The sequence below is a fragment of the Zoogloea sp. genome, from assembly GCF_044344315.1.
GTDB lineage: Bacteria > Pseudomonadota > Gammaproteobacteria > Burkholderiales > Rhodocyclaceae > Zoogloea.
Genome location: NZ_JBIJDC010000144.1, coordinates 1 through 10,737 on the forward strand (window position 1 = coordinate 1; position 10,737 = coordinate 10,737).

At 66.5% G+C, this 10,737-nt stretch carries 10 protein-coding genes; 3 read left to right on the forward strand and 7 right to left on the reverse strand.

Annotation, left to right across the window (positions count from 1 at the left end; all coding sequences use genetic code 11):
• Positions 1-190 precede the first annotated feature (190 nt).
• From phaP to ACIQ09_RS20530, 4 genes are all read right to left on the reverse strand, one after another.
• A complete protein-coding gene (phaP, locus tag ACIQ09_RS20515) occupies positions 191-757 on the reverse strand; it encodes a TIGR01841 family phasin (RefSeq protein WP_398314006.1) in 567 nt (188 codons plus the stop codon).
• Positions 758-1,003: 246 nt separating this feature from the next.
• Positions 1,004-1,549 carry a lipopolysaccharide transport periplasmic protein LptA gene (gene lptA / locus ACIQ09_RS20520; protein ID WP_398314008.1) on the reverse strand — a complete coding sequence of 182 codons (546 nt, stop codon included), beginning with the start codon at positions 1,547-1,549 and terminating at the stop codon, positions 1,004-1,006.
• Positions 1,546-2,130 carry an LPS export ABC transporter periplasmic protein LptC gene (gene lptC, locus ACIQ09_RS20525; protein WP_398314010.1) on the reverse strand — a complete coding sequence of 195 codons (585 nt, stop codon included), beginning with the start codon at positions 2,128-2,130 and terminating at the stop codon, positions 1,546-1,548. Before lptC ends, lptA begins: the two co-directional genes overlap by 4 nt.
• A 9-nt stretch (positions 2,131-2,139) precedes the next feature.
• Positions 2,140-3,132, reverse strand: coding sequence for an SIS domain-containing protein (locus ACIQ09_RS20530; RefSeq protein WP_398314012.1), 993 nt, complete (start codon positions 3,130-3,132; stop codon positions 2,140-2,142).
• 74 nt (positions 3,133-3,206) lie between these two features.
• On the opposite strand from ACIQ09_RS20530, the gene ACIQ09_RS20535 reads away from it, so the two are divergent.
• Complete coding sequence (locus ACIQ09_RS20535; protein WP_398314014.1) at positions 3,207-5,180, forward strand: monovalent cation:proton antiporter-2 (CPA2) family protein; 1,974 nt, start codon at positions 3,207-3,209, stop codon at positions 5,178-5,180.
• Positions 5,181-5,376: 196 nt separating this feature from the next.
• Here the strand turns inward: ACIQ09_RS20535 and ACIQ09_RS20540 are convergent, their stop codons facing one another.
• The 3 genes from ACIQ09_RS20540 to nadC form a co-directional block, all read right to left on the reverse strand.
• Entirely contained in the window at positions 5,377-6,033 is a 657-nt protein-coding gene (locus ACIQ09_RS20540; protein ID WP_398314016.1) for a prepilin-type N-terminal cleavage/methylation domain-containing protein, read from the reverse strand.
• Positions 6,034-6,156: 123 nt separating this feature from the next.
• On the reverse strand, positions 6,157-7,053 hold the full coding sequence (locus tag ACIQ09_RS20545) for a hypothetical protein (protein ID WP_398314018.1): 897 nt from the start codon (positions 7,051-7,053) through the stop codon (positions 6,157-6,159).
• A gap of 23 nt (positions 7,054-7,076) precedes the next feature.
• Positions 7,077-7,925: a carboxylating nicotinate-nucleotide diphosphorylase gene (gene nadC / locus ACIQ09_RS20550; protein WP_398314020.1), complete on the reverse strand. Its 849-nt coding sequence runs from the start codon at positions 7,923-7,925 to the stop codon at positions 7,077-7,079.
• 56 nt (positions 7,926-7,981) lie between these two features.
• On the opposite strand from nadC, the gene ACIQ09_RS20555 reads away from it, so the two are divergent.
• On the forward strand, positions 7,982-9,496 hold the full coding sequence (locus ACIQ09_RS20555) for an FMN-binding glutamate synthase family protein (RefSeq protein WP_398314022.1): 1,515 nt from the start codon (positions 7,982-7,984) through the stop codon (positions 9,494-9,496).
• A 314-nt stretch (positions 9,497-9,810) separates the two neighbouring features.
• Entirely contained in the window at positions 9,811-10,482 is a 672-nt protein-coding gene (locus ACIQ09_RS20560; RefSeq protein ID WP_398314024.1) for an EF-hand domain-containing protein, read from the forward strand.
• Positions 10,483-10,737 lie beyond the last annotated feature (255 nt).

Genomic DNA, 10,737 nt, shown 5'->3' on the forward strand with positions numbered 1-10,737 from the left:
AGTCGCCCACCCCACGCCGATCACCGGCATGCCGTCAATCGAAGTCCGCGGGCGACTGAAGTCGCCCCTACAAGCCCACCCCACGTTGATCACCGAGAGACAAAAAACCCGCCGTGCTTGCGCAGGGCGGGTTTTTTACCGGCTAGTCGGGTGACGCCGGGGCGTCACCTTTCCGCGAGGGCTTGCCTGATTAGGCGGCCTTCTTGGAGGACTTGGCGGGAGCAGCGGTGGTGCTGACGGCCTTGACGGTGGCGCTGGTGGCGGCGGCAACGTTGGCTTCGGCGATTTCGGCGACTTGCTTGGCAGCCTTGGTCACGCTGTCGTAGGCGGAGTTGGCGGCGGCGATGGCGGACTTGACAGCAGCCACGGCGACGTCGGAACCGGCGGGAGCGGACTTGGCAGCCTTGTCCAGAGCAGCGGCGAAGGTCTTGTTGGCTTCAGCGACTTGGGCTTCGACCAGCTTGGAGACTTCTTCCTGGGTCTGGGAGGCGATTTCGTAGATGCTGCGGGAGTAGGCAACAGCCTTCTCGACCAGCGGCTGGGCCAGGGAGGTTTGCAGAGCCAGCAGCTCTTGCACGTCCTTGGCGCCCAGCAGGGCCTTGGTGGAGGCAACGCTGTCTTCCAGAACAGCGCGAGCGGTGTTCAGGTTGAGGGCGGCGATGCGCTCGGCGCTGGCGAAGGCGGTGTTGGCCAGGGTCAGCAGGGTTTCAACGTTGGCTTTGTTGGCGGCGACGATTTGCTCGGGGGTGGTGGTCATGACAATCTCCTTGAGTGATTTGACGAATTACTGTCTGGGTTTTGCAATGCCCCTGTTTGGTGCGCTGCAACATGGATCCCATTATATGCGTGCAAAGAGAGCTGTCAACAGTTTTTTGTTGCGCTGCACCAATTACTTTTGATTTCGTAACCTGATTGAAAACTAAAGGTTTTTTTGTGCAGAGGGAAAGCTGATGAGCATCCGGCGGAGATCAAGGCCGGATGCGGTTCTTGGGCCGTTGAGGGGTCAGTTGGCGCCGTCGCCATCCTTTTTCTTGGGCTGGATGGTGACCTGCACACGACCCTGCTGGCTGGGCACGGTGGTGGCGTTGGGGCCGTTGGTGACGACGTAGGTTTCGGAGAGGCCGTTGAACTGGACGTACTGGCCGCGTACTTCGTCGGCGCCGCTGCGCACTTTGGCGCGCTGGAAGAATTGGGAGAGTTCGCTGCGGGCGTCGTGCTCGATGCGCTCGCCTTCGCCTTCGACCCATTCGTTCTTGCCTTCGCGTTTCTGGCGGAAGCGTGCCAGCCCGCCTTCGCCGCCGGTGGCGACACCGCGCTGATAGCCTTCGGCGTCCTGGCTGACCACGAGCTTGTCGCTGCGGATGGTGAGGGTGCCCTGGGTGAGCACGACCTTGCCTTCGAAGATGTGGATCTTGTTTTTGTCGTCCACGGTCACGCGGTCGGCGGCGATGTTGACGGGTTTGCTGCGGTCGGCCCTTTCGGCGTGGGCGAGGGGGGCGGTCAGGGCCACGAGGGCGAGGAGGGTGAACTGCCGGAGTGCTGTTTTCATGGTTTCGGCGTCGGGGTATTTCGGTAGAGGGTGCCGCGCACCTGGCCTTGCAGGCGGATGCTGCCGACGATGTTGTCGCTTTCCATGCGCTCGGCGGTGACCACCGTCTTGCCCTGGGTGAGGGTGACGGGGGTGTCGCTGCGCATTTTTTCGTCGTCGGGCCAGACCGTCATGCGTTCGGTGCGGAGGGTGGATTCGGGCTTGCCGGGCTGGGCGGCGCGGCGCAGGTAGACGTTGTCGTTGAGCACGACGGTGTCGCCGTCCTTGCTGACAGTCGCAAAGTCGGACTCCATGCGCACGGGCTCGGGCCGGTTGAGGTAGTCGAGGCGCGGGCGGACGAGTTCGGTGCTTTCGTCGTCGCCGTAGTGGATCATGCGGTCGGCCACCAGGATGTACTGGGTTTTGCCGGTGAGGTCGAAGCGCCGCAGGGTGAGCTTGTCGGCGGTGAAGTCGGGCTCGTGCCGGGTCTTGTCGGTCTTGACGGTTTCTTCCTGCTGGGTCACCCGGTCGAGCCATACGCTGACCCCGGCAAGCAGGAGCAGCACGATGATGGGGAAGAGGCTGTGACCGCGACTGTTCATGGGGCCCCGTCAGATGACCTTGGCGAGCATCAGGTCGTGGTGGTTGAGCGCGCCGACGAGGCAACCTTGGCCGTCGGCCACCAGGAGCTGGCTGATGCGCAGGCGCTCCATCATCTCGGCGGCTTCGACCGCCAGGGCGCTGGCCTGGATGGTACGCGGGCCGCGCTTCATCACATCGGCCACCCGGGCGGTGGAGAAGTTGCAGCCGCTGGCCAGGGAGCGGCGCAGGTCGCCGTCGGTGTAGATGCCGATGATGCGCTCGTCGCTGCCGACAATGGCGGTCATGCCCATGCCGGCGCGGGTCATCTCCATGAGGGCGTCGCCGAGGAGGGCGTCCTCGCCGACCCGGGGAACGGCCGGGCCACGCCGCATCACGTCAGAGACATGGGTGAGCAGGCGCCGGCCGAGGGCGCCGCCGGGGTGCGAGCGGGCGAAATCGTCGGGGCCGAAGCCGCGGGCGTCGAGCAAGGCCACGGCCAGGGCGTCGGTGAGGGCCAGGGCGGCGGTGGTGCTGGCGGTGGGGGCGAGGTTGAGGGGGCAGGCCTCTTCACGCACGGCGCCGTTGAGATGCACGTCGGCCTCAAGGGCCAGGGGGGATTCGGGGTTGCCGGTGAGGGCGATCAGCCGGGCGCCCTGGCGCTTGACCAGGGGCACGATCTTGAGGAGCTCTTCGCTGCTGCCGGAATAGGAGATGGCCACCAGCACGTCGTTGGCGGTGATCATGCCCAGGTCGCCGTGGGCGGCTTCGGCAGCGTGTACGAAGTAGGCAGGTGTGCCGGTGCTGGCCAGGGTGGCGGCAAACTTGCGCCCGATGTGGCCGGTCTTGCCGATGCCCGACACGATGACCCGGCCCCGCGAGGCGAGGATCAGGTCGACGGCCCGGGTGAAGGTTTCATCGAGCTGGTCGGCGAGCGCCTGCACGGCTTCGGCTTCGATCGCCAGGACGCGGCGGGCGAGGGCGATAACGCGGGCATGGGCAGCGGCAATCGGGGCTGAGCTCATGGGCGACGTGGGTATAATCGGGTACAGGAGTATATCAGAACGACTATTCGGCCCGTCTGGCGGGCCTGCTGCCTATGCATACCTTCGAGCTCGTTCTCGTTCTCCTTGCCGGTGCGGTGCTGGTGGTGGGGATCTTCCGATCCCTCAATCTTCCGCCGGTCCTGGGCTACCTGATGGTGGGGGCGGCCGTGGGGCCCCACGCGATGAATCTCATGCCCGATACGGGCGGCGCCCGCTACCTGGCGGAGTTCGGCGTGGTCTTCCTGATGTTCACCATCGGGCTGGAGTTTTCGCTGGCGCGGCTTTACAGCATGAAGCGCATCGTGTTCGGGCTGGGGGCGATGCAGGTGCTGGGCTGCGTGCTGCTCGTCACTTTGGTGGGCGCCCTGGCGGGCCTGGGCTGGGGGGCGAGCTTTGCCCTCGGCGGCACCCTGGCCATGTCGTCCACGGCCATCCTGTCCAAGCTGCTCTCCGACCGCCTGGAGCTGGATTCCAGGCATGGCCGCGAGACCATCGGCGTGCTGCTGTTCCAGGATCTGGCGGTGGTACCCCTGCTGATCCTCATCCCGGCCCTGTCGAAGCCGGCCGACGAGATGCTCACCACCCTGGCACTGGCCACCGTGAAGGCGGTGGTGATGCTGAGCATCGTGCTCTTTCTCGGGCAGAAGCTGATGCGCCGCTGGTTCTTCCAGGTGGCGCGCCAGCGTTCGGCCGAGTTCTTCATGCTCAACGTGCTGTTCATCACCCTGGGCCTGGCCTGGCTGACCGAGATTGCCGGCCTGTCGATGGCGCTGGGGGCCTTCCTGGCCGGCATGCTGATCTCCGAAACCGAGTACCGCTACCACGTGGAGGAGGACATCAAGCCTTTCCGCGACGTGCTGCTGGGCTTGTTCTTCGTGACGGTGGGGATGTTCCTGGACGTGGGGCAGATCATCCGCAGCCTGCCCGCCGTGCTGGCCATGCTGGCGGCGCTGCTGCTGGGCAAGTTTGTGCTGGTGGGGGTCGCGTCGCGCCTGCTGGGCAGCCCCCAGGGCACGGCGGCACGCACCGGCCTGTGGCTGTGCGCCGGTGGCGAGTTCGGCTTTGTGCTGCTGAGCCAGATCGACGCCGCCCGCCTGCTGCCGCCGGCCCTCTCCCAGGTGGTGGTGGCGGCCCTGGTGTTGTCCATGCTGCTGGCCCCGCTGCTCGTGCAGTACAGCGAAAAGCTGGTGCTGCGCCTGGTGCCGTCCGAGTGGATGACCCGCTCCCTGCAGCTCACCAACATCGCCACCCAGTCCATGTTTGTGGACAAGCACGCCATCCTGTGCGGCTTTGGCCGTAACGGGCAGTACCTGGGGCGGCTGCTGGAGCAGGAGGGCATCACCTACATCGCCCTCGACCTGGACCCGGAGCGGGTGCGCGAGGCGGCAGCGGCGGGGGAGACGGTGGTCTTTGGCGATGCCGCCAAGCGCGAGACCCTGATCGCCGCGGGCATCAACCGGGCGTCGGTGGTGGTGGTGACCTACGCCGACACTGACGCCGCCCTGCGCGCCATGAGCCAGATCCGCGCCTGTCGGCCGGATGTGCCGGTGGTGGTGCGCACCGCCGACGAGGTGGATCTGGACAAGCTCCGCCAGGCCGGTGCCGCCGAGGTGGTACCCGAGGCGGTGGAGTCGTCGCTGATGCTGGCCTCCCACGCGCTGGCTTTGCTGGGGGTGCCCATGCCGCGCATCCTCAAGCGCATCCGCGAAGTGCGGGCAGAGCGCTATCACCTGCTGCGCGGGCTTTATCGCGGCGGCGATCATCTCCATGAAGAAGCCCTCGAAGAACGCCAGCAGACCCGCTTGCATTCGATTGTGATGGCCGTCGGCGCACATGCCATCGGCCACAGCCTCGAAGAGCTGCGCCTGCGCGAGACCGGCGTCGAAGTCAGCGCCGTCCGCCGCCAGCGCATCCGCGTTGTCGACCCCACCCCCGACACCCGCATCGAACTGGACGACGTCCTCGTCCTCCTCGGCACCCCCTCCCAGCTCGCCTCCGCCGAAACCCGTTTGTTCAAAGGCCTGTAAGGGCGATCTGTTGGCACGACGGGTAGGGATGATATTTAGGGGCGACTTGTAGGGGCGACTTCAGTCGCCCATCCCCGCGTTGTTCACCGGCATGCCGTTGATCCAAGTCCGCGGGCGACTGAAGTCGCCCCTACCTGCCCCAGCCCCGCCCCGCCCCAGCCCCGTCCAACCCCGCCCCAACCTGTCGCACTTGCCGTCAGAACGCCGCACACACGGTGTAGATGCCGCTGTCCATCAGGTCGGCCTGGTTGATGGCGACGCCGTTGGCTGCGCCGCCGGGGAGGAGGCGGACGGAGCCGCTGGCGGGGAGGCCGTCGTCCATGGCGATGTCGATCTGGCGGGCGAAGTTGCCGGCGAGGTTGTCCTGGCAGATGAAGAAGGTGCCGGCCCAGGCGGTGATGGGCGGGGTGCCGGTGACGCCGATGCGGCCGCCGACGGCGTTGCGGGGGAGCCAGTCGTGGAGGGTGACGCCTTCGGTGGTGGGGCTGCGGCCGTCGCCGGTGGCGAGGTTGGCCAGGCGTACGTGCTGCCAGAAGAGCACGGATTCGTCGGTGGGCGTGGTGGAGTTCCACAGCCCTTCGATGCGCCCATTGCCCACGCTGCCTCCGGTGCTGGCGCGGATGGCGCCGGCGAGGCGGTTGGCGACGCCGGGGTCGTCACCGGGCATGGCGCGGAAGCGGTCCTGGTAGCTGAAGAGGTAGGTGGAGGTGGAGCGGAAGTCGCTGACCACGCTCTTCACCTTGGCGCTGTTGATGAGCTCCTGCCCTTTCAGTACGCCGCCAAGCAGCAGGCCGATGATGACCAGCACCACTGCGATTTCGACGAGGGTGAAGCCGCGCTGCCGTGTCTGCATTTTTGACCCCGATGGAATATGTGTGGGGTGGATGTTAATGCATATGGCATGGATGTGGCGCGTAAAAAACCCGGCCGCTGCCCCGTGTCGGGGCGTGGGCCGGGGCATCGGCCCGGGGGCCGTTCAGTGCAGGGTTTCGGGGCGTTCGGGGGGCTGAACGTCCAGCCACACGTCGCTGCCGTCCTCGCTCTCGCGGATCTGCAGGCCGAAGGTGGCAAAGGCGGCCTGCACGTCGCGGCGCAGGGGAATGTCGGCCAGCTCGCCGGCGCCGATGGCATGGCCGGCGGCCAGGTGCTGGGCGGTGGTGAGCCAGATGGGCGACAGGAAGGAGCCGGCGACGAGCTCGTGCATCTCGGCGCTGACGGCCTTGAGGGGCTGGCCCAGGCCGTCCAGGTAGCCCTGCACATGGGCGACGGCCTGCATCAGGTGGGCGATGCGGCCGAGGCTCTTGGCAAAGAGGTCGTCCAGATCCTGCGCGGCGTAGTACAGGGTGATTTCTTCCTGCATGCCGTCGGGCAGGGCCTGGAGGAGAGCGGCCAGGTGGTTGAGGAGCAGGTCGGAGTCGGCCGGCACCGACCAGGCGCTGCGCCGGTTGATGCGGTATTCCTGCCACATGGCGGCGACGATGGGCGCCAGGGCCCGGGCCAGGGGCGCATCGCTGCTGTCGGGTACCGGCGCCCGGGAGTCGTGCAGGCGCCAGCATTCCTTGTGCAGGTGATGGATCAGGCGGGCGATCTCGGCGCCGTCACCGGAGAGGATCTGCCACAGCTTGCTGCCGTCGAAGAGCAGGGCCAGCCCGCCTTCGTCGGAGACGATGCGCGACAGGTGTTCGGCGCCCGCCGGGGCGACACCGAACCGGTGTTCGGTGGCGGCCAGGTCGTCGGCGATCACGATGCGCGACAGGGCGGCCAGGTCGAGGTCTTCGTCGCGGGCCTGGATGCGTTCGAGCAGGGCCTCAATGACCTGGCGCAGGGTGTGGGCGTTGGCGGTGGAGATGGGGCCGTCGAAATCGATGTGCATGATCAAAAAGCGTGGAGCCGGGTTTATTCCTCGACGTGGCGCAGGGACAGGTCGATGGCGCGTACGTCCTTGGTCAGGCTGCCGATGGAGATGCGGTCGACGCCGGTTTCGGCGATGGCGCGCACCCGTTCGAGGTTGACGCCACCAGAGGCTTCGAGCTCGGCCCGACCCTTGTTGATGGCCACGGCGTCGCGCATCTGGGCGAGGTCCATGTTGTCCAGCAGGATCATCTTGGCGCCGGCAGCCAGGGCTTCTTCGAGCTGGGCGAGGTCTTCGACTTCGACTTCGATGAAGACGTTGGACGGGGCGAAGGACTTGGCCTGCTCGATCACCGCCTTGATGCTGCCGGCGGAGATGATGTGGTTTTCCTTGATCAGGATGCCGTCGTAGAGGCCGATGCGGTGGTTGGTGCCGCCGCCGATCTTGACCGCGTATTTTTGCGCCAGCCGCAGGCCGGGCAGGGTCTTGCGGGTGTCGACGATCTTGGCCTGGGTGCCGGCCACGGCCTGCACGAAGGTGGCCGTGAGGGTGGCGGTGCCGGAGAGCAGCTGGACGAAGTTGAGGGCGGTGCGTTCGGCGGTGAGCAGGGCGCGGGCCGAGGCATCGACTTCGCACAGCAGCTGGCCGGGCTTGATGCGCTCGCCGTCGCGGGCGTGCCAGATCACGGAGGCGTTGGGCTCAAGGGCGGCAAAAGCGGCGTCGAACCAGGCGGTGCCACACAGCACGGCGTCTTCGCGGGTGATGACGCGGCCACGGGCGTTGCGGCTGGCGGGCACGAGGCGGGCGGTGAGGTCGCCGGTGCCGATGTCTTCGGCCAGGGAGGCGGCCACGGAGCGCTGGACTTCAACGCGAAGCTGTTCTGCAAATTCCATCGTGAGTCACCTAAGATGTACCGGCCTTGAATTCTAACACCTGGGGGGAATGCTTCATGACTGCGATGATGGGCGTGCTGGAGGTCAGCCTGGGGGTGCTGATCGTGGTGGTGCTGGTAGGGGGGACGGTCTACTGGTATATCCAGGACATCACCCAGAAGAAGCACGCCATTCTGCGCAATTACCCGCTGATCGGCCATCTGCGCTACTTTTTTGAGCAGATGGGTGAGTATTTCAGGCAGTACTTCTTTCTGAATGACCGGGAGGAGATGCCCTTCAACCGGGCCACCCGCGGCTGGGTCTATCGGCTGGCCAAGGACGAGGGCGGGGTAGTGGGCTTCGGCTCCACGTATGACCTGCACCACCCGGGCGCGCTGATTTTTGTGAACTCGGGTTTTCCGGTGCTGGAGGAAGACCAGGCGCCCACGCCGCCCCTGGTCATCGGTGAGGGCTATGCGGCCCAGCCCTTTGTTGCCCGCTCCATCGTCAACATCAGTGGCATGAGCTATGGCGCCCTGTCGCGACCGGCGGTGCTGGCCCTGTCAAAGGGGGCGGCCGAGGCCGGCTGCTGGATGGGCACTGGCGAGGGGGGGCTGGCGCCGGCCCACCTGGAAGGGGGTGCCGACATCGTCATGCAGATCGGCACGGCCAAGTATGGTGTGCGTGATGCCCAGGGGCAGCTCTCGGACGAGCGTCTGCGCGAGCTGGCGGCCTACCCGGCGGTGAAGGCCTTCGAGATCAAGCTGTCCCAGGGGGCCAAACCGGGCAAGGGCGGGGTGTTGCCGGCCAGCAAGGTGACGCCGGAGATTGCAGCGATTCGCGGGATCCCGGCGGGGGTTGATTCCATCAGCCCCAACCGCCACCGGGACATTGCCAACGTCAATGAGCTGCTCGACATGATCGTGCGGGTGCGCAGCGTGACCGGCAAGCCGGTGGGCATCAAGACGGCCATCGGCGGGCGGCGCTTTCTGCATGAGCTGTGCGAGGCGATCCTGCGCCGGGGGCTCGACACGGCACCGGACTTCATCGCCGTGGATGGGGGCGAGGGCGGCTCCGGTGCCGCGCCCCAGGCCCTGGCCGACCACATGGCCCTGTCCATCGACGAGGCGTTGCCCCGGGTGGTGGATACGCTGATCGAGTTCGGCTTGCGCCAGCGCATCCGGGTAGTGGCCGCCGGCAAGCTGGTGACCTCGGCGCGGGTGGCCTGGGCCCTGGCCTGCGGTGCTGATTTTGTGAACACGGCGCGGGGGTTCATGTTCTCCCTCGGCTGCGTGCAGGCCATGCGCTGCCACCAGAACAGCTGCCCGACCGGCATCACCACCCATAACCCCAAGCTGCAGCGCGGCCTGGTGGTGGAGGAGAAATACCTGCGGGTGGCCAACTATGCCCGCAACCTGAACAAGGAAATCGACATGATCGCCCACGCCTGCGGGCTGCAGCACGCCCGCGAGTTCCGCCGCGAACATGTGCGCCTGGTGCAGTCCGAAGGACGCAGCGAGGCCTTCAACATGCTCTATCCCTACCCCGAGCCCTTCGACAGCGTCCAGGGCGGGCACGGCGGGCTGGTCTGAGGCGGCAGTTCCTGCCGGGGGCTGCGGGCGGCGGGGCGCAGTCCCTTGCACGTTGCGGCCCGGGCCGTCCGCTGCCGCCGGCAGATTTTTCCGGAATGGGGTTGCGGATAGGGGGCGGCGCGTGCCGGCCGCCCTTGAAAGGGGCTTTTCGGCAAATCTTCTTAACTGGACTTTACCCGTCTTAACGTGTGTTAACGGCAAGATCGCCGCTTTTCGGCCGCTAAATTGCTACATGAAAGGTCTGAAGGCTACACCCGCCTTTCGGCCCGGATCGACCGGCGGGCTCTCCGGTCTTGCATGTAGAGGATTGCATCATGGTCAGCAGCATTGGCAGTAACAGCATGGCTTCCATGGCGGGAATGCAGCGCCCCGACCCGACCCGGATGGCGAGCAATGTCTTCTCGAAGCTCGACACCAAGGGCCAGGGTTTCATTGAGGAGAGCGACCTGCAGTCGGCCTTGAGCCAGCTCAGCAGTGCCTCCGCCAGCAGTACCGAGAGCGATAGCGCCGCGCTGTTCAAGGCGCTGGATGGGGACAGCGACGGCAAGGTGACGGAGAGCGAGTTCTCCAGCAGCATGCAGAAACTCGCCGACGCCCTGGACAACCAGGCCTTCGGCAGCCGCATGGCCGGTGCCATGCCCCCACCCCCGCCGCCGTCGGGAGGCGATGACGCGGGTTTCACCCAGGATGAGCTGAACAGCCAGCTGGAGGAGATCGGCTCGACGGACAGCGCACGCTCGGAGCTGATCTCCAAGGTAGCGGAGAACTTTGAAGCCGCCGACACCAATGGCGACGGCAAGGTCAGCGCCCCGGAAGCCATGGCCTACGAACGGGAAAGCCGCACCAGCGCGAGCTCCAGCACCAGCGCCGACAGCTCGACCAGCAGCACCGCCAGCGAAGGCGCCCTGATGCACCGCCTGATGGAACTGATGCGCGCCTACGGCGGCGACGACAACCCGCGCAGCAGCGTCGCCGTCACCGCCTGAGCAAAGGTCCCCTGCGGAGGCGACTTGTAGGGGTGACTTCAGTCGCCCACCCCACGCCGATCACCGGCATGCCGTTAATCGAAGTCCGCGGGCGACTGAAGTCGCCCCTACACATCGGCTCGATCCCGGAGAAAGAGCCACCACCGGCCAGTCACCGGCCTGATGCTGAACCGCCGGGATGCGCCGGGCGCGGGAAGGCCCTGTAGGGGCGACTTCAGTCGCCCACTCCACGCCGATCACCGGCACGCCGTTAAT